This is a genomic window from Streptomyces peucetius (genome assembly GCF_025854275.1).
GTDB classification, from domain to species: Bacteria; Actinomycetota; Actinomycetes; order Streptomycetales; family Streptomycetaceae; genus Streptomyces; species Streptomyces peucetius_A.
Genome location: NZ_CP107567.1, coordinates 5,588,421 through 5,608,213, shown reverse-complemented (window position 1 = coordinate 5,608,213; position 19,793 = coordinate 5,588,421). Strand labels below are relative to the sequence as shown.

Genomic DNA, 19,793 nt, shown 5'->3' with positions numbered 1-19,793 from the left:
TCGTCAATCGATCCATTGGGCTGTCGGATTTACCACCACCATTGGTCGACAAACGGCGAGCGCCCCGCACCTGAACTAACAACGATTCCGCGCGAAGACCAAATCACTGGGATCGCCTCCGAGTGCATCACAAGAAAAAATATCGGCCGGGTTGAATTCTACTCACTTCCGAACGATTTGCTCAAAGCCAAGTTTGACTATGCCGGGCAAGGATTCGACACGAAGATCACCCGCGAACCCACATGCCACAAGAATCCCCAGAGACCGGCCGATTTCGTCTCCCGCGATATCGACCAGTTCTTCATCCTTAACCGAATCCGTTAGCACCCGCAACACCCGAGGGTCCTTCCAGTGCACGAGATCGATAATCGCCTCGCACCGAAAGTCGAAATCCTCTGAATCGTCCCGGAGTATCGCAATCAGTCGCTCCGCACGCCAATCCCAGTCCAGTTGATCAATCTTATGCAGACTTTCCAGGAACTCCCTGGGAGGACAGTACCCATGCTCGTCCACATAGTGCAGAATCATGCTCGGAGCGGCATAAACCTCTCCACTCCTACAATAGTATCGATACTCCCCGTTGCCTTCAAAGGGGAGATCTGCGGGACAGAATTCGCATTCGTGCGTTCCCAGCGTGACGCTCCCCAAACGCCGCGAGGCGCCCTTGAATCTTTGCATATCGGCGACAGTCACATTCTGCGCACCGCCGCCCTGCACGCCAAATCGACGCCCCAACCACCCGACCGAGCGCATCGGGAGGGGGAACTTCCTGTACTCGTAGGGCGAGAGGTCGAGAAACTCCATGCCACTTCCAAAAATAGAACTCCCACGGAGAGGCATCAAGCCTTCCCGTGGGAGCGCTGAACAATTCAGCCCTGGCCCATACTATCTGGGGTTTCTACCCCCTCGACAGGCTGCCCAATGGCAGGTTCCCATGTTCGGCTGAAGCAAGTCACTGAGCAGCGTCCTTGCCTCAACAACAGTTGATCCGTTCCGGAATGTGAACCCCGGACCCAGCGGTGCCAGAGTGTAGTTGGGGATCTCATCCCCTGGGCCGGCAACTGCAACCGGTGTCATCCGCGGGCCCCCAGGGCCAGAGATCCTCATCCCCTGTTGCCTGGAGATCGTAAATCCGTGCTCCCCGTAGAAGGCAACGAAGGTGCCTTCAGGGACTGTCACTGTTCCGTTCTCAGGACGCCAGGATCCGTGACCGTGAAGAACAGTCTCGCCGTCGCCGCGGTAGGGCATGTCCGTGCGCGTCGCACCACCGGATGTGCCCCCACCGCTATCCGACAAGCTGTCGGAGTCACCGGTCCCACAGTTATGGGCGAGAACCGGCGTAGCCCCCGCCAGCACATAGTACGTGTGGACGTTGGAGACGGTCAGGTTGTGGACCGTGGCGCCCTGACTGGTCCAGCGGGTGACGGCCGTGATCTGGACGTGGGTGCCGGCGCTGGTGCGGAGCCACTGGCCGGAGCGCAGGTCGGTGGCGTCGATCCACTCACCGAGCTCGGGGACCCAGAAGGGGTGGCCGTCGGTCGCGGTGACCTCTGCCGTCTTCGTGCCGGATGAGCCGTCGACATCGATGACGACCTTGACCAGGTACTTGAGGCCCTCACCCTTGATCTCGGCGGTGACCGTCTCGACCCGGGTCTCACCCGTCTTCGGGTCCGTGGCCAGGACCTTGTCGCCGGCCTTGACGTCCTCGATCGGCTTGGTGGTGCCGTCGGCCATCAGCACCTTGGTGCCCGGGGTGAAGCTGTTCCTCGTCGAACAGCCGCCGCTGCCCTCGCCCGTCTTGCCGCTGCCGCCGCTTCCGCTGCTGCCGCCCGAGGATCGGGAGGAGCCGCCGGACGAACCGCCGGGCTTGTCCGCGCTCTTGCCTCCTCCGCCGGAGCCCTTGCCACCGTGGGTCGCGGATGCGGAGGAGCCCTTGGGGTTGGACTTGGCCTGGGCCTGCTTCTGGACCGGGTTACCGGTCTTCTTCGTATTGTTGACGGCCTTGTTACTGGTCGTTTGTTTCTTGTCTGCGGCCTTCTTCTTGGCGGCCTGCGCCGCCTTCTTGGCCTTCTCGATCGCCGCCTTCTTCGCTGCGAGCGCAGCCTTCTCCGCCGCCCGCGCCGCGGCCAGGACGGCTTCGGCCGCCTTCTTCGCCGCTCGGAACGCCTTGATCGCGGAGATCGTCCGGTCGATCGCCTTCAGCACCGACGGGATCTTGCCCAGCTTGGTCCAGGGGATCGCTCCGAGGATCAGGCTGCCGCAAGACCACATGTCCCCGCCGAAGCAGGCCATCGCGTCCCCGAGGCCGATGAAGTCCGACAGCACACCCCACGCCGCCGCAAGGATCACCGAGGTCAGCGACTTGCCCATGGTCGCCTGCGCCTGCGCGACCTGCGCCGGGCTCAGGCCCGCGCCGGCGAGTGCCGCTGCCCGCTCCGAGGCGTTCAGGGCCACCGCCAGACCGGTCGGATCCGACAGCGTGACCGGGTTGTTGTGGGCGTAGGCGTAGCCGTTGGCCTGGACCGGGTCGGCCAGGTCGAGGACCGGGTCGGCGGAGAGGAAGCGGCCGACGACCGGGTCGTAGAGGCGGGCGCCGAGCGGGGTGTAGCCGGAGGCGTCGTCCCGGACGGCGCCCAGGAACCCGGTCCGGGTCTGCATGTTGACGCCGACGGTGTCGGTGCCGCGCTGGTTGCCGAACGGGTCCTGCTTGCGGATCCGGACCGTCATGTCTCCGCTGAGGGCGACCTCGGCGTACGGGCTGCCCTGGTGGTCGCCGGCGAGGGCGACGAGCGACTCGGCGCCGTTGCCGTTGCCGTAGCGCATGACCGAGCCGCCGGGAGCCCCGTAGGAGCGCTGGGTGTTGACCAGGGCGCCGCCCTTCTGGACGGTGACCTGGGCCTCGCCGAGGTTGAGCGTGGCTTGCCGGCCCTGGATGGTGAGCAGCCGGGAGCCGTCGGGGCCGTAGATGTGACGGGTCTCGTTCTGCGGCTCCCACTGCTGGGCCGTCGAGGAGGCTGAGCAGGTCGTCAGCACGATCGGGGTCTTGTCGACGCCGGCACCGTCCTTGACCGCGAGGCACAGGCCGGAGGCGACGTGCGTCAGCTGTCCGGCGGCGGTGCGCTTCAACCGCTGGGCTGCGGAGCCGTCGCACTTCTGCAGCTGCAGCGCCGAGCCCGCGGTGCTTCCGGTCGGCTGGACGCACCAGTTGTCGTAGATGGTCAGCGTGCCGAGGTCGGCGTCGGCCTGGCCCGGCACAGGGGTGAAGGTCCAGCTCTGCGCCGGGGAGGCGTTGCAGCCGTGGAGCAGGATCGGCTGGCCGGGGTCGGTGCGGCCGAGCCACAGGTCGAGGCACTTGTCCGCCAGGCCGACGTACGGGGACTTCCCGTTCCCGCCCTGGCCGGTGATCCGCTCGACCTGGCCGTCGTACGTCCAGGACAGCTCCTGCTTGTCGCCGTTGTCCAGCGAGGTGACGGACTTGGTCTCGCCGGTCAGCTCGTACAGCCGCTCCGCCTCGGCGGTGACCTGCGCGCCGCCCGGGGCGACGTAGTTCTTCGTGACCTTGGTGAGGGTGCGGGGCTGGTTGCCGTCCTTGCCGTAGGTGTAGGTGGTCTCGGCGTTCTTGCCGGTGACGCCGGCCGGGTTCTTCTCGGTCAGCTTCGAACGGTTGCCGAGCAGGTCGTACTCGTACTCCTGCCAGTAGCCGGAGCCGTCCTTGCCGTCGGAGACGTTGACGGTCCCGTCGGTGCCGATCGGGCCGGGGGCGCAGTCCTCCTGGTTCTTGGAGGTCCAGGCTTTGGTGAGCTGGCCGAGCGGGTCGTAGGTGAAGCACTGCCGCTCGTCGATGCCGAGGGCGTGCTCCCGGATCGAGGTGACGTTGCCCGCGTCGTCGTAGCCGTAAGCGCGCTTCGAGACGAGGTTTCCGCCGACGACGGCCTTGTCCCCGGTCTGCTCGCGGTACACCTGCTGGTCGAGAAGTGCGCCGCTGGCCTCGTCGTAGGTGTTCTGGGTCCAGACCCGGTTGGGCTGTGCGCCGAGCGTTGAGCGCTGCACCTGCCCGTACGGGGAGTAGACGACCTCGGCGCCGTACCAGTCCTTGCCGGACACGGACAGCGGGAGGCCCTCGCTGTTGAAGCGAGTGACGATCTTCTCGGCGTCGAACCCGCCGACGGCCGGGAGTGTGGCCGACTCCAGTTGGCCCTTGTCGTTGTAGCCGTAGCTGTACGTGTAGGAGGAGTCGAGGCCCCAGGTGTCGGCGAGGGTCTGCGGCAGCGTCAGCGTGGTCGACAGCGGTGCGTAGTCGTCGGTGTAGCCGCCGACCTTCATGGTGTACGGCTGGCCGTCGGTGTACCGGGCGACGGAGGCCGGCAGGCCCTTGCCGCCGGGGGCCGTGTCGTAGGTGTAGGCGCTGAGGAGAGTGCCGCCGGAGCTGTCGAGTCGCTGCTCCTTGGGGCGGGACAGCTCGTCGTAGCCCGTCCAGACGGTGATGTTGCGGGCGTTGGTGACGGTCTGCGGCCGGTCCCGGTGGTCATAGGTGGTGCGGGTGGTGCCGGTGTCCGGGTCGGTGGCCGTGACCATGCGACCCCGGTGGTCGTAGGTCCAGGTCCAGGGGCTGTCCGGGGCGGCGGAGTTGGTGACCCTCCGCAGCATGCCCCGCTCGTCGTACGTGTACCGCATCGAGGTCTTCTCGGTGCGGGCCGCGTCGGTGAAGGTGTCGAGGCGGGCGGTGCGGCCGAGGGCGTCGGAGTACATCCGGTAGGAGGCGGCGCCCGACGGGTTGATGACGGTTGAGTGGTCTGCCCCGTACTCGTAGCGGGTGGCACGTGCGTCGTTCGCCACGCCGTTCAGGATCGGCAGTTCCCGCACGACGCGGCCCAGGCCGTCGTACATGTAGCGGGTGGCGTTGGGTACGGCCGTGTCGGCCAGCGGCGTGAACAGCACGCCCTCGGGTGCGCCCTCGGTGTAGTAGGCGTTCCTCGTCTTCCACACTTCGCCGGAGCTGTTGTAGAGGGTGTCGGTGACCAGTCGGCCGCCGCCTGTGGCCTGCTCCTGGGTCTGACGTTCGCGCCCGAGGCCGTCGTAGATGGCGACCGAGGTCTCGATGCGGTTCTCGTGACCGCGTGCGCGGGTGGTGATGTACGGCGGCTCGCGGTCCTCGTCGTCAGGATTGAACTTGGGAATGGTGTAGACGGCCTCGAAGTCCGGTACCCCGGACTCGGAAGGGGTGCGTCCCGGTGACCATGCCTTGACGAGGCGGCCGAGGGGGTCGAACTCCGCGTGGCTGACGTGACCGTTGGTGTCGGTGGTCTTGAGAGCGACTCCTCGTCCCGGGTCGAGTTCCTGAATCCGCTCGTGCTGGAGGGAGTTGCGCTCGATGACCTTGAACGCCTGACCGGTGGGCGGATCGTAGGTGATCGTGGAGGACTTCTGGTCCGGGTCGGTGTGCCGGACCACGCGGCCGATCGCGTCGAAGCCGGTGGTTCCGTCGCTCTGGAAGCCTGAGCCGTCAGCCTTCAGTGACCAGGTCTGGGTGGCGAGACCGCGGGAGGACGTGGTGAGCGCCGTGCCGTATGCCTTGCCGTCGTAGGCGGTGCGGAGGGCGGAGCTGAGCGTGGCCAGGTCGTCGAAGGTGGCGTCGGCGCAGGTGGAGGCGCTGGTCCGGGTCTGCCTGGTCAGCCCGATGATGTTGCGGTTGGGCTCGTGCTGGTACTCGAGGCGGGTGCAGGACTCGTCGCCGGCCTTGTCCTTGTCGCCCAGGAATTCGATCTGGGTGGGCAGACCGTAGGTCGACTCGTGGGTGGTGCGGGTCTCGACGACGCGTTCCTTGCGCACGTCGTCGCCGGTGCCGGAGGACTTGGTGTACGAGACCTGACGAGGCTCCGTGACCCGCCAGGCGCGCAGCGGGCTCAGGCCGGTGCCGCGTTCGCGCGCGGCCAGGAGGGTGGCTTCGGGGTGGGTGACGCTGCGCGTCAGCCAGTCGCTCTCGTCGGCAGCGGCGTCGGCGTAGGTGAGTTCCTCGGCGATCCGTCCGGCGAACGGCTCCTCGTCCTTCGCTATCTCGTTCTGGGAGAGGCCGGTGATGTCGAGCAAGGGCACGTCGCCGCCCATGCCGCGGAAGTAGCGCGTGACGGCCTTGGAACGCTTGCTGCCGATCACGTCGTCATTCGCGCCGGTGAGCACGGTGACCTTTTCGACGCCCGCGAACCGGGAGTAGGTACGCGTGGCCTTCTTGGTGAACTCCTGCTCCGCGAGCTTCCAGGCCGGGTTCTCGTACGAGTAGTCGGTCCTGGTCCCGTACGAGCCGTTGATGTTGGGAAGTTCCTCGACGCTGCTGACGACGTACTTGTGGAACCAGTCGATGTCCTCCGCCCCCGCGTCGGGGTGCCAGTACACGGGGTAGCAGAAGCGGTCGTTGGCCTTCAGCGCAGCGGTGTCGCCCTTCGCGGGCAGACCGGTGCCGGTGGCGCACTCACCCGTGGGTGTCCGGTACGTGATGACGGTCTCGCCGCCGTATTCGTTGATGACCCGGGAGATCCGCTGGCGGGCGAACTCCGGCCGGTTGTCCCGCTTGACCCGGTTGGGCATGTCCTGCGCCTCGAAACGGACGCCGTTCAGATCGGTCTTGGGGCCGGCCGCGCCGCTGCGCCCGTAGCCGGTACGGGTGATCGACTCCAGCCAGAGGGCGGTGTTGGGTCCGGTCGTGAGGTCCGAGAAGGACTGCGTGAGCTTGTACTCGTCCACTTCCTGCCGGGCAGTGGTGCCCGGCTGCCGCTGGACGGAGGTGGTGATCGTGTCGAGGCGCATGCGGGACCAGAACGACGGACCGGCGTTCCAGCACTTCTGCTGGGCGGCACAGCGCAGGTCGGCCGGGGTGTCGTACCAGATGCGGTACTTGCCGGGGTCCTTGGCCGTGAAGTTGGTATCAATGCAGGCCAGCGAGCCCTCTGCGTAGCAGCGCTCATCCACGGAGAAGCTCACGCGGGCCGGGGCGGGGGCGGAGAAGATGCTGTCGCTGCGCTGCCCGTAGTCGATGTGGCTCAGGTAGCCGTCGCGGTGGTACTCCACCGGGGCCTTGAAGTTGAAGTTCCGGGCGTAGTGGTTGGTGTCGCGCTTCCACCACAGGGACATGGCGTTGCCCTGGATGTCCTCGACGTAGTCGAGCCCCCAGCGCCAGGCCTGGGTGCAGTGGGATCCGGCCCAGTTGCCCGCCTTGTAACAGGGCTCGCCCGGGTGGTTGCCGTAGACCGGGACGGTGAGGACGGAGTCGGTCGTCGGATCGTCCTTGTTGTCCCCGTTGTCGTCCCAGCCGGGCAGACGGTGCAGACCGAAGTGGTAGCGCGTGCCGTCACGGGTGGTGACGACCCAGTGCTCGCCGTCGCCGTCACCGTTGTCCAGGTCGGTGTTCTTCTTCAGCTCGATCTTGGAGCCGTCGCCGTTGGCGGTGAACCACTTCTGCTTGTCCTTGTCCCAGACGAGTTCGGTGGTCATCCCGCCGAGCGAGAGCGTGGCGTTCTCGGAGCCGTAGCAGAGATCGGCGGTGCGGTGGGTACGGTTGTTGGGCTCCTGCTCGCTCTCGTTCGGTACCGCGTCCTGGCGGCAGTTGGCGTAGGTACGCGAGATGAAGCCGGGGTTGTAGTCCCAGCCGTCACCGATCCACGAGGCCTGGTTGTTGGTGGCGGAGGTGCGGCCGTCGACGGACTGCGAGGAGTAGGACAGGGCGACCCTCGGCATCAGGCCACCCGCGACCTCCGGCGTCTGCACCTGGTACGAGTAGGTGAACGCGCCGGAGGAGGACCCTGCCGCCCAGGAACCCGACGACAGCAGCGGCGTGGCCGTGAAGTCACCGCCCGCCGAAGCTCCCGTGTCCAGGGCCCCGACGACGCGGGGGCTCGCGGAGTCGACCGCCGGCAGTGCGGCGGTGCGCACCGAGGCGCCGGTGGCCGTGGACGGAGCCGCGCCGCCCAGCAGTGGCCCGACGGGCACCGTGCCGGTGACGACGCTCCTCGTCGGTGCCTGCTCTGCACCCTCGGCCGTGGCGGAGGCGTCCTCGGCCGGGGTCACCTCCACGGTGCTCTGCACCGGCTCGAAGGTGTCGTCAAAGTCGCCGGACAGGGTTTCGGTCCCGCCGTCGGCGGAGCAGTCGCCACTGTCGGGTGACGTGATCACACATTCCGGCAGCAGCATCAGGCCGAACCGGTCGGCTGCCTGCGGCCCGTACAGGTCGGCGAAGTCGGTGGTGACGACGCTGAGGGAGACCTCTGCCGCCGGGTCGACGGTCGCGGGCGGCGTCACCTGCATGATCAGACCGGCGACGCCCGCGGTCTGGGATGCCTCCGGAGCGGCGAGGTCCACCTTCCACTCGCCGGCGAGAGTGGCGGGATCTGCGCCCTCGGGAACACCGAGTTCCACGGGGAGGTCGGCCACCGGAAGCGTGGAGCCCGGCTGCAGGCCGGTCAGGTCCACCGTGCCGCTGTCCTCCTGCCAGGGCGTCACGGCCTGCGGCACGTATGGCTCGGCCGGGACCTCGTCGGCGGTCGTCAGACTCGTCTCGGCGGCCTCGTCCTGTTCTGTGGGCTCGCTCTCCGGGATGTCCGGCAGATCGACCTGCGTCTGCTCACGGCTCATTCCGTCGCCCGGGATCGCCCAGGCCTGTGCACCGAGGCTGGTCGCCGTCAACACGGACGACAGGAGGACCACAGTGGCCGTGCGGCCGAGCCTGCGACGTCGTCCGACCGAGGCCGGCACGGACAGGCGACCACGCCCCATCCACGACAGCGGACCTGAAGCACGCATACGCGTCGACTCCCACCCAGGCACAAGAAGAGGTTCTGCAAAGGACTTGTGAATACAGCAAAGAGCACACGCCGGTTGCGGCATGTGCCCTGGCACCCTCTGCCATGACCGCAGCGACACGCAAGATCACCCAAGGTCGTGGCGAAACGATCGAAGTGACATGCGTCACTGAACGAAGTGGATCAGAAACCGACAACGTGCAGAGTTCGGACGGATCGTCAAGATCAACCCATCTACGCCATTACGCTCGCGGAGAAGCCGCGAAAGAGCGGTTGTCGGGTGCGGCCGAGTCAACCACCCCGCACCTGTAACGGATTGGTGAATTTCGTGTAGGTGGACGTATCTCCGACCGCGTGTGACCGTGTGCGCGCCTCTGCCCCGCGGTCCGCCGTACGGGGCCGTCCGTGCTGCCCCTTTCCGCCTGGTCCCCACGGGAGTAGACCGCCGTGACCGCGCCGCCGCCCCGCCTGCTCAGTCCGTTCGTGCGCACGCGCACCAGGCTTTCCTTCAGCCTCGGCCTCCTGTTGGCCGCACTCGTAGCCGCCCTGCTGCCGTGGTGGCCGGGGGGCGAGACAGAACCGCAGGGAACTCGGGCCACTAAGGCCACACCTGCGAAGACCGGTCCCCGTGACGAGGCGGCCGCCATGGCCCTGGCGGTGCGCAGTGGCAAGCAGGTCCTCGTGGACACTGCGACGACCGCCACCAACCTCACCTGGGCTCTGCCGAACGGACAGTTGCGCAGCCGGATCCACGCGCTGCCGCAGCGCGTGAAGCAGGCTGACGGCACATGGTCGGCGATCGACACCGAGCTGAGGCGCACCGCCAAAGCCCCGGGCGCGCTCGGCGTCCGGCCGGTGAACGCCCCGCTGCCGGTGCGCTTCTCCAACGGTTTCCCGGACGCCTCCAGGGCCAACGGACGCGCGGACCGCTCGTACGGGCGCGTGCCGTTGACCGTGCGGGCCGACGAGGAACCCGGCGGTGAGACCGGGACGACCGTCCTGGCGGAGGTCGACATCGCCGGGCACACCGTCGCCTACACCTGGCCCGGTGCGCTGCCGGAGCCGGTGCTCGACGGGCCGAGGGCGCTCTACTCCGAGGTGCTTCCCGCGGTGGACCTGCTGGTGGTGGCTCGCGAGGAGGGCGGCTTCGGTCAGCTGCTGATCGTCAAGACCCCGGAGGCCGCCGAGCAGAAGGAACTTGAGGACATCACCTTCGGGCTGCGTTCGGCGACCGCACGGTTCGAGCACGACGCGACCACCGGCGGGGTCCAAGTGGTGGACAAGGAATCGGGAGAGGAAATCACCTCCATTCCGACCCCCTTCGTCTGGGACTCCGCGGGGCGCAACCCCGAAGCCCCGGAGGCTCCCGTCAGCACCTCCGTGGCCACTGCGGCCGACGTGTTGAAGCTCTCCGGACTCGCCGGCGTCGAACCCGGGGCGCACCAGTCCCCCATGCCTTCACGGCTCGACGGCGATGGCACCGGCGATGCCCTGCTGCACCTCGACGCGGCGGCGACCGGGGTGTTCGACGACCCGGAGGTCCGGTTCCCCGTCTTCGTGGACCCGACACTGAGAAGCGGCTGGAATGCCTGGACGACCGCGTACAAGCCCTATCCCAACACCAGCTTCTACAACGGCACCAACTTCAACTCCGGCACGTCGGACGCCAGAGTCGGCCACGAGGACGACACCGGGGGAACGGCCCGTTCCTTCTGGCGCATGGGGTACTCCAGCAGCCTCAAGGGCGCAAAGGTCACCCGAGGCGTCTTCAAGGTGCTCAACAACCACTCCTGGTCGTGCGATCCCCGCCAGTTCCAGCTGAAGATGACCGGCGCCATCTCGTCCGGCACCACCTGGAACAAGCAGCCGAGTTGGGGCACGCTGCAGGAGGCGAAGTCCTTCGCACACGGCTACGGCTCCGGCTGCCTGGACGAGTACGTGGAGTTCAACGTGCAGAACGCCGCGCAGAAGGGCGCCGACGCCGGGTCGTCGAGCATCACGCTCGGCATGCACGCCACCAGCGAGAACGACACCAAGACCTGGCGCAAGTTCCGCGCGACCTCCGCCACCCTCGAGGTCGACTACAACCGGGCGCCCCAGGAGCCCACAGGCGGTACGACCACTCCGGGAGGCGCCTGCGTCCCCGGTCCGGGTCTGGGTCGGACGGTCGGCAAGACCGACCTGACGCTGTCCGCGTCGGCGACCGACCCCGACGGAAACCTGAAGAGCCTGCGGTTCCGCTTCTGGAAGACCGGCACTCCGGCGCCCGCGGGCAACCTCCGAACACCCCTCAGCAACGGCAAGGCCACCCTGGAGGTCCCCTCCGAGTCGCTGGCCGACGGCGTCACCTACGCCTGGGACGTGCGCGCGGAGGACACCGAAGGCGCCGTCTCCAGCTTCTTCCCGCCGGGTACGGAGCCCTGCCGGATCACCGTCGACGGTGATGCCCCGCCGGCTCCGGACATCGAGACCGAGGTGTTCAAGCAGGCGACTGACGACGGCATGACCTGGGCGACGGTGAAGTTCGGCGAGACCGGCTCCATCACCTTCAGCGCCCAGGACGCCGCGACGTTCCACTACGCCTTCGAAAGCGTCGGGTACAAGGTGGTCGAGGCCACGAACGGCCGGGCCACGATTCCGGACCTGAAGCCTCCGCACTCCGGCCCGACCACGTTGACGGTCTACGCCTTCGACGCCTACGGCAACCGCAGCCAGCGCACCAACTACACGTTCTACCTACCGCCGGGCGACATGCCTGACGGCCCGGGCGACACAAGCGGTGACGGGCGGCCCGATCTGCTCATCATCAACGCGGCCGGCGAGTTGCAGACTCTGATGGGCGGCATCGACGGTGACCTCTACAGCTACCTCGACGCCTCCTACACCTCCGACAACAAGCTCAACCCGGCCGGTCACTGGTACGACCCCGCCAACGGAGAAGCGGCTCTGATCGCCAAACACTCCGACACCTACCCGGGCGACGGCACGACCGATCTGTTCGCCCGGACACCCGACGGTGGCTTCTGGCTGTACCCCGGGGACGGCTACGGCAGCTTCAACGTGGACAAGCGCCTGCGCGTCCGGCTGCCGTCGAACGCCCCGGCCCCGTCGACGTGGACACAGATCAAGGCGGTCGGGGACGTGACCGGCGACAAACTGCCGGACCTGTTCCTGCGCGCCGGCAACGCCTACTGGGCGCTCACCGGGTACACGGGCGCGAGCTTCCAGCAGGCGACCCTGATGAACGGCAGTGCCTGGGGACCGGGCCGGGAGATCGTCAACGTGGCGGACGCCGACCTCGACGGCACACCCGACCTGGTGTGGCGCAACCCGGACAACGGCAACGTGTACGTCCGCCACGGAAAGCCGGGCCCGCAGGCGGACAGCGTCGAACTCGCGTCGCTCACCACGGCGGCCGCGTCCCGCGACGGTGATGTGCTGTACGGGACCGGGTGGACGCAGTCACAGGTGTCGGCGATCATCGGCGTACCCGACCTCAACGGTGACCGGGTGCCCGACATGTGGGCCCGGTCCGGCACGGACGGCAAGACGTCGGTCCATCACCCGTCGAAGACGAGCGTCGGGTCACCGACGCCGAACGTGATCCTTAGCACGGATTGGAGCGCGGTCAAGAGCTTCGGCTGAGCTTGACGCAATGCCGCTGCCCCGCCCCCGACGTCGGGGGCGGGGCAGCCGTGCTTCGCCTCAGGCCTTGTTCAGGTGCGCCCAGAACTCGTCGAACGACAGCAGTTTGTCGCTGTTGGTGTCCTGTGCGGCGATCACGGCCTCGGCCACCGACTCGGTGACGTTCCAGTCGCCCATCTGAGCCATGGCCGTCTTGTACTCGGCCGCGGTGATGAAGCCGTCGCCGTCCGCGTCGTAACGGTCGAACGCCTTGCGTGCTTCCTCGATGTCCGCCACAGGTCCACCCCTTCTTGGTGCATTGCTGACGGGGGTCAGATTATCGGCCCGTGTCGGCGATCATGGAGGGGAGGGCGCAGGGCGAGCGGGGAGGTACGGGATGAGTGAGGCACTGGCGAGCATTCTGGCGGAGGCCGCGGAGGGGCGCTTCCCGCCGGCGGACGGCGCGGTGACGGTGGTCGGCCGGCCCGGCGCCCGCGAGGAGGGCGTGGTGGCGTTCACCGCGCACTCGGTCGTCTTCACCGCCGAGGACCCCGAGTGGGTACGGGCCGAGCTGGCGGCCACAAACTCGGACCGGCTGGCCGCCACGATGAATCCGGGTTTCCTGGCGGCGCTGATGGCCCGCACGGGCCGTCGGATGGACACCATCGACCTGGTGACGGTCGCGGACGCGCTGCCGGGCTCCCCGGAGATCGGGCTGCGGGAGATCGAGGACCGCGAACACCCTCGCGTGGCGGCCGCGTTGAAGCGGCGTGACGAGGTGCGGGTGTGGGCGGCGGACGGCGGCGTGCTGGTCCTGGGCCGGGGGCTGGCCGGCCGGTGGGAAGTGTCGGTCGAGGTCGACGAGGAGGCACGCGGCGGGGGCCTCGGGCCGCGGCTCGCGACGGCGGCCCGGCACCTGGTGCCGGGCCCGGTGGTGTGGTCGCAGCAGTCGCCGGGCAACGCCCGCAGCGTGCGGGCGTTCCAGCGGGCCGGTTACCGGCCGGTGGCCTCGGAGGCGGTTCTCACGGCCCGCTGAGGCGGACCGTGCAGGTCAGAGGCGCCAGGGGAGGTTCGGGTTGTCCTTGCACCTGGTCACGATCTCGCGCTTGGTCTCGTTGTCGACGGGCACGCCCCGACGACGAAGTCCCGTGCGACACCCCCGGGGAAGGCGACCTCGACCTGCGCGGCCCACTTGTGGGTGTCACCGATGGTCTCGTTGGCATCGACGCCCCCGGGGGCGTCGACGTAGTAGTTCCAGGCGCTGTTCCACTGCTTGTAGAGGTCGTGGTCGTACGTGGTGGCCGTCACCCCCCGATGGGCGCGTTGGGCACCGGGTCAACGGAACACTCCGGTGTGGCCGAGGGAGTAGCGACCGGGCTGGGGGTAGACCGCGAGGCCGTGCGGGCCGCTGCCGACGGGAATGCGGGCGAGCTGCTTGCCGCTCCTGGTGTCGATGGCGTACACCTCCGCGTCGTAACGCCCGGACAGCCACAGCACCTTGCCGTCCGCGGAGACGCCGCCCATGTCGGGGCTGCCGCCGTCCGGGAGCCACCACTTCTTCGTCAGGTCGTCCTTGGCGAAGTCGAACACGGAGATGGAGCCCTCGCCGCGGTTGGGGATGTACATCTCCTTGGAGTCGCGGCCGATGTAGAGGCCGTGGGCGCCCTTGCCGGTGGGCAGCAGCTTGGGCTGGGTGAACTTCTCGCCGTCGAGCACCCACACGCCGTGGGCCATCATGTCGGCGATGTAGAAGGTCTTGCCGTCCGGCGAGAGTTTCACGTCCTGCGGCATGGCGCCCTCGAACGGGAGCTTCTGCTGGGCGACGACCTTCATCCTCTCGGTGTCGACCTTGAGGAGTTCGGCGGAGAACTCGCAGGAGACGATGAAGTACCGGCCGTCCGCGGAGAAGTCTGCGTGGTTGACGCCGTAGCAGGAGACCGGCTCCGTGTGCTTGATCTCCATGGTGTGCGGGTCGCGGAAGACGAGTTCGCGGTCCAGGGAGGCCATGACGACGGCGTACTTGCCGTTGGGCGTGAAGTAGAGGTTGTACGGGTCGTGCACGTCGACGGGCTTGCCCGCCTCGCCCGTCGCCGGGTCGATCGGCGTGAGCGTGTGGCCACGATTGTTGTTGACCCACAGCGTCTTGAGGTCCCACGACGGCACGACGTGCTGCGGCTGCACCCCGACCGGGATGGTGTCGATGACCTTGTACGTTCGGGGGTCGATGACCGAGACCGTGTTGGAGTTGGTGTTCGGTACGTAGACCCGGGACGGGAAGTCCTTGACGACCGGGGAGAGCATGCCGGGCCGGTCGGCGGCGTAGACGTCCTCGGGGTCGAGGACCGGCGGCATACCGGGGAGTGCCGTTCCGACCGATGCCTTCTTTGGCCCGGCGGGCGTGGCGCTCGCGACGGCCGCCGGGGTGCCGCGCGCTCCGGCCCCCTCGCCGCCCTGGGCGCAGCCCGCGAGCAGTACGAGGAAGGCGCCCGCGAACAGTGCGGCGGTCCGCTTCGTCAGGGGTGTCTTCACGGGACAGCACAGTAGGGCGCAGAACGTGGAAAAGTAATGATTCACACAATTCGGTCGCTCGCGCGGGTCGCGCGACCGCATCGGCCGAATCGATCACGCGACCGAAGGATTACTCCGCTGTCGGGATACCCGTTCATGGAATGACAGGCAAGTGTGGCATCTCACCTACGATCCCTTGAGGAATTGTCCGGTTCTTCTGAAAAGATAGGATTAGCGGGTTTGGAGATGAGGCGTCCGTCTGTCATAGTCGACGACACGACCCCCATTGACCCGGGCCGGTCGACATCAGCCGCCGTGGACACACCCCCCCCGATCCACGGCGCTCCGCACAGAAGCCCCCGCGGCGCCGTCACCCCGGCGCAAGGGGGCTTCTGTGCGTCCGGAAGCGGCACCGCAGGGCGGCCGGGTCCCGGGTCAGCGCTCGGTGACGCGCATCTCGAACCAGGTGGTCTTGCCACGCGGCAGCAGATCGACGCCCCACCGGTCGGCGAGCTTGTCGACGAGGAAGAGGCCGCGGCCGCTCGTGTCCATCTCGGTGACGGGCATCAGACAGGGCAGCCCCCGGGACGGATCGCGGACCTCGATGCGGATCCAGCCGCGGCGGCGCAGCATCCGCAGGCCGAAGACCCGCGCGCCGGTGTGGCGCACCGCGTTGCCGACCAGTTCGGAGACGAGCAGCACCGCGTGCTCGCCGGTCTGCGCGGGGAGCGACCACTGGCGCAGCACCACGCACTGGGTGAGCCGGCGGGCGGTCGCGGCCGATTCGGGACGGGAGGGGAGGCGCACTTCGCCGTCGACGGGACTGCCGAACAACTCGAGGATCCTGAGGGCCTGTTCGTCGTCGGCGACTGGTGCCCACCGTGCTGCGGTGGCGCCGACGCGCTGCCGCGGTTGTCCCACACCCTCGAGGCCCGCCATGCCTCCATCATGACCCGGCTCGACCGTCCGTGTAGGCGTTCCGAGGGAAAAGGCGCCCCGGAATGAAGCGTTCCGGGAGGGTGGATCGGCATATGACTCCGGCCTCATGCAGCCACTGATACCCGCGCTGAGCTGCGCCGATGCCACACTTACGGATGACACCGGCGCTCGGCGGAGCCACTGCGCCCCGAGGTTGCCACTTGGCGGGACCTGTCGGCTCATGCGATTGACGCATCGCCGACGACGTCCGTCGCACGGCCCGTCAGGTCCCGCCCGGAGCGCCCTGAGACCACTGAATCCGAGGACCCTCAGGGCCACGGCAGCCCAGCCGGGCCGCCACTCGGAGAACGAGGCCGGACAGCCCCGGTCAGAGGAACTTGGCCTTGCCCGGCCCCTCCTCGACGAAGCTGCGCATGCCGCGCTCCCGGTCCTCCGTGGCGAACAGCCCCGCGAACCAGTTCCGTTCCACCGCGAGCCCCGTCTCGATGTCCGTCTCGAGACCGGCGTCCACCGACTCCTTGGCCGCGCGCAGCGCCAGTGCGGGGCCCTTGGCCAGCCCCGCGGCCCACGCGTGCGCCTGCTCGTACACCTCCGCGGCGGGGACGACCCGGTCCACCAGGCCGAGGGTGAGCGCCTCTTCCGCCTTCACCATGCGGCCGGTGAAGATGAGGTCCTTGGCGCGCGAGGGGCCGATCAGCCGGGACAGCCGCTGGGTGCCGCCCGCGCCGGGGATCAGGCCGAGCAGGATCTCCGGCTGGCCGAGCTTCGCGTTGTCGGCGGCGATCCGGTAGTCGGCACAGAGCGCCAGCTCGCAGCCGCCGCCGAGGGCGTAGCCGGTGACGGCCGCGACGACGGGCTTGGGGATGCGGGCGACGGCGGTGAAGGACTCCTGCAGGGCACGGGAGCGCACGACCATCGCCGTGTGGTCCATCTCCTGCATCTCCTTGATGTCCGCGCCGGCCGCGAACACCTTCTCGCCGCCGTAGAGGATGACGGCCCGCACGTCCTCGCGCCGGCCGGCCTCCTCCGCGAGCTCACGGAGCCGGTCCTGGACGGCGATGTCGAGGGCGTTCATCGGGGGGCGGTCGAGCCTGATGGTGCCGACGCCTTCGGAGACTTCGAGTGAAACGGTCATGGGGCGAAGGTTAGTCCGCGTTAACGCGAGCGGGCCCGGTGCTGTTGCTCACAGCACCGGGCCCGGCGGGGTGTGCTACTTCGTCCACTCGGCCCAGGACATGTTCCAGCCGTTGAGGCCGTTGTCGGGGGCGATCTGCTTGTCCTTGGAGTTCTTCACGATCACCACGTCACCGATGATCGAGTTGTTGTAGAACCAGGCCGACGGGGTGTTCTTGTCGTACGCGCCGCGCACGTCGCGCAGCCCGACGCACCCGTGGCTGACGTTCGCCGAGCCGAACGTGCCCGGCGAGGCCCAGTAGTTGCCGTGGATGAACGTGCCCGAGGTGGACAGTCGCATCGCGTGCGGCACGTCCTTGATGTCGTACTCGCCGCCGAAGCCCACGGTGGCACCGTTCATGCGGGTCACCTTGTACTTCTCGCTGATGACCATCTGCCCGTTGTACGTGGTCGTCGACGGCGCGCCCGCGGTGATCGGGATGTTCTTGATCTCCTTGCCGTCGCGCACGACCTTCATGGTCTTGGCGCTCGCGTCGACGGTGGAGACCTGGCTGCGGCCGATGGTGAACGAGAAGCTCTTGGCCTGCTTGCCGTACACACCCGGCCGGCCCTCGACGCCGTCGAGGTTGAGCCTGACCGTCACCTTGGTGCCGGGGGACCAGTACTTCTCGGGGCGGAAGTCGAGGCGGTCGTTGCCGAACCAGTGGCCCTCGACCGGCACGGACGGCTCCGTGGTGACCGTGATGGCCTTCTCGACGGCCTCCGGCTCGGTGATGCCGCGGGTGAAGTTGATGGAGACCGGCATGCCGACGCCGACGGTGGTTTTGTCCTCCGGCGTGTAGTGGCCGATGAAGGTGTTCTCGGGCACGAGGGTGGTGAAGCTCGTGTCCTTGGCCGACTCCCGGCCTTCCGCGTCCTCGGCGATCGCGTGCACCTTGTACTTGGTCGAGCCGGCCAGATGGTGCAGCGGTTCCCAGCTCGCGCCGTCCGCCGCCAGTTTGCCGTCGATCTTCGTGCCCTTGTCGTCCTGCACGACGACCGTGGTCAGCTTGCCCTTCGCCGCGGTGACCTTGAGCGCGCCGCTGGTCGCCACCGCGTCCGCGCCGTCCTTCGGCGTGATGGTGACCACCGCCTGCGAGGCCGCGTTCTCGACCTTCCCGCTGCCGTCCTTGCGGCCGGGATCCGTGTCACCGCCCTTGCCGGAGCCCCCACCCCCGCCGCAGGCGGTCAGTACCAGCATCGCCCCCATGACCAGAGCGGACAGCGCGGCGCCCCCGCGCCAGCGTCCGGTTCCGGCCGATGCCCCCGATATCGGCTGCCCGTTCACCGTCGTGTTCTCCCCTCGCACGGCCTGGCAGCGCCACGGCCTGCACCCCCGCGCGCTTCACGCGCGCACGGCGATAGACAATCACACCGCAGGTCACCACATGTGCACTCGAACGTCACTGTTCGGTCCCAGATCTGCGGGTGCGTCAGGCCGGCGAGGGACCCGGCGGGGTCAGCGCAGTGCGGAACCCGCCTTCCACCGCTCCCAGTCCAGGTTCCAGCCGCCGAGGCCGTTGTCCGGTGCGACCGTCTTGTCCTTGGAGCCGACGACCTCCACCACGTCACCGATCAGGGTCCGGTCGTAGAACCAGCCGGCCGGCGACTCGCTGCTGCCGCCCTTGTCGTCCCGCAGCCCCACGCAGCCGTGCGAGACGTTGGTGGAGCCGAACGTGTCGGCGGGCTCCCAGTAGTTGCCGTGCAGGAAGGTGCCGGAGGTGGTCAGCCGGATGGCGTGCGGTACGTCCTTGATGTCGTACTCGCTCCTGCCGTCCTTCTTGGTGAAGCCGACGGTCGCGCCGTTCATGCGCGTCACGTCGTACATCTCCGTGACCACCATCTTCCCGTTGTACGTCGTGGTCTTCGGCGCACCGGCGGTGACGGGGAGCGTCGCCAGCAGCTCCCCGTCGCGCACGACCCGCATGGTGTGCTCCGACGCGTCGACACGGGACACCTGGGACCGGCCGACGGTGAAGGTGACGGTCTTGTCCTGGATGCCGTACACGTCGGGCGCGGCCTCCACGTCACGCAGCCGCATGTCGACGGTGACCTCGGTACCCGGTTTCCAGTAGGTACGGGGACGGAAGTCGAGCCGCTCCTTGCCGAACCAGTGGCCGACGACCTCCACCGGCGGCTTCGAGCTGACGCGGATGGCGCGTTCGACGGCCGCCCGGTTCTCGATCTCCCGGTTGAACGCGAAGGAAACGATCATGCCGGTGCCGACCGTCTGACGGTTCTCCGGTTTGAAGTAGCCGATGAACCGGCTCTCCGGCACCAGGGTCGTGAACGTCGTGTGGCGGGCCGCCCGGCGGCCGTGGCCGTCCAGTGCCACCACGTCCACGCTGTACTTGGCGGCGGGTTTCAGACGGCTGCCCTCCTTGGGTCTCCACCGGAGACCGTTCTCGGAGATCTCGCCCTCGACCTCGGTCCTCGCGGCGTCCTCGATCCGCGTGACGGTGACCCGCTCCAGCCTGCCGCTCGGCAGCCGCACCTCGACGGTGTCGTCGGGGCGCACCTTCTTCGCGCCGTCCTCGGGAGTCACCCGGATCGTGTCCTCCACTCCCGGCTTGTCCCCGATACCGAAGGTCCCGCCGGAGCAGCCGACGAGGCCCGCGATCAGTCCTGCCCCTGCCAGGGCGACGGCGGCCCTGCGTCCTGCCCGCATCAGTACATGTCTCACGTACCGGTCAACGACGAGCACCCTGCGCGGGCAACGTCGCCGGCGGGCGATGTTGGGACGGGGGCGGCGCGGGCAGA

The 19,793-nt window shown here is 68.3% G+C and carries 11 protein-coding genes; 2 read left to right on the top strand and 9 right to left on the bottom strand.

The genetic code is table 11. The features are described 5' to 3' along the window. Positions 1-162 precede the first annotated feature (162 nt). Together OGH68_RS25800 and OGH68_RS25795 are read right to left on the bottom strand one after the other, a co-directional pair. Positions 163-804 (bottom strand): HEAT repeat domain-containing protein, encoded by a 642-nt coding sequence (locus tag OGH68_RS25800; RefSeq protein WP_264247357.1) that lies wholly within the window; start codon positions 802-804, stop codon positions 163-165. Between the two features lie 81 nt (positions 805-885). Next, positions 886-8,763 (bottom strand): ricin-type beta-trefoil lectin domain protein, encoded by a 7,878-nt coding sequence (locus OGH68_RS25795; protein WP_413471036.1) that lies wholly within the window; start codon positions 8,761-8,763, stop codon positions 886-888. 671 nt (positions 8,764-9,434) lie between these two features. Between OGH68_RS25795 and OGH68_RS25790 the strand changes: the two genes are divergently transcribed. After that, complete coding sequence (locus OGH68_RS25790; protein ID WP_264247356.1) at positions 9,435-12,434, top strand: DNRLRE domain-containing protein; 3,000 nt, start codon at positions 9,435-9,437, stop codon at positions 12,432-12,434. A gap of 60 nt (positions 12,435-12,494) precedes the next feature. On the opposite strand, the gene OGH68_RS25785 is transcribed toward OGH68_RS25790, so the two are convergent. Then, the gene (locus OGH68_RS25785) at positions 12,495-12,710 is read right to left on the bottom strand and encodes an EF-hand domain-containing protein (protein WP_264247354.1); all 216 of its coding nucleotides are present in this window, start codon (positions 12,708-12,710) and stop codon (positions 12,495-12,497) included. Between the two features lie 100 nt (positions 12,711-12,810). Here OGH68_RS25785 and OGH68_RS25780 point away from each other — a divergent pair, with 100 nt between their 5' ends. After that, positions 12,811-13,449: a GNAT family N-acetyltransferase gene (locus OGH68_RS25780; protein WP_264247353.1), complete on the top strand. Its 639-nt coding sequence runs from the start codon at positions 12,811-12,813 to the stop codon at positions 13,447-13,449. 56 nt (positions 13,450-13,505) lie between these two features. On the opposite strand, the gene OGH68_RS25775 is transcribed toward OGH68_RS25780, so the two are convergent. The 6 genes from OGH68_RS25775 to OGH68_RS25750 form a co-directional block, all read right to left on the bottom strand. Further along, the gene (locus tag OGH68_RS25775) at positions 13,506-13,721 is read right to left on the bottom strand and encodes a hypothetical protein (RefSeq protein ID WP_413471035.1); all 216 of its coding nucleotides are present in this window, start codon (positions 13,719-13,721) and stop codon (positions 13,506-13,508) included. Positions 13,722-13,748: 27 nt separating this feature from the next. Beyond that, a complete protein-coding gene (locus OGH68_RS25770) occupies positions 13,749-14,942 on the bottom strand; it encodes a hypothetical protein (RefSeq protein ID WP_264247352.1) in 1,194 nt (397 codons plus the stop codon). A gap of 414 nt (positions 14,943-15,356) precedes the next feature. Further along, positions 15,357-15,860 (bottom strand): ATP-binding protein, encoded by a 504-nt coding sequence (locus OGH68_RS25765; protein ID WP_264247351.1) that lies wholly within the window; start codon positions 15,858-15,860, stop codon positions 15,357-15,359. A gap of 367 nt (positions 15,861-16,227) precedes the next feature. Continuing rightward, positions 16,228-16,995: an enoyl-CoA hydratase/isomerase family protein gene (locus tag OGH68_RS25760; protein WP_264247350.1), complete on the bottom strand. Its 768-nt coding sequence runs from the start codon at positions 16,993-16,995 to the stop codon at positions 16,228-16,230. Between the two features lie 75 nt (positions 16,996-17,070). Further along, complete coding sequence (locus OGH68_RS25755; protein ID WP_264247349.1) at positions 17,071-18,321, bottom strand: L,D-transpeptidase; 1,251 nt, start codon at positions 18,319-18,321, stop codon at positions 17,071-17,073. 171 nt (positions 18,322-18,492) lie between these two features. After that, the gene (locus tag OGH68_RS25750; protein WP_264247347.1) at positions 18,493-19,716 is read right to left on the bottom strand and encodes a L,D-transpeptidase; all 1,224 of its coding nucleotides are present in this window, start codon (positions 19,714-19,716) and stop codon (positions 18,493-18,495) included. Between the last annotated feature and the right edge of the window lie 77 nt (positions 19,717-19,793).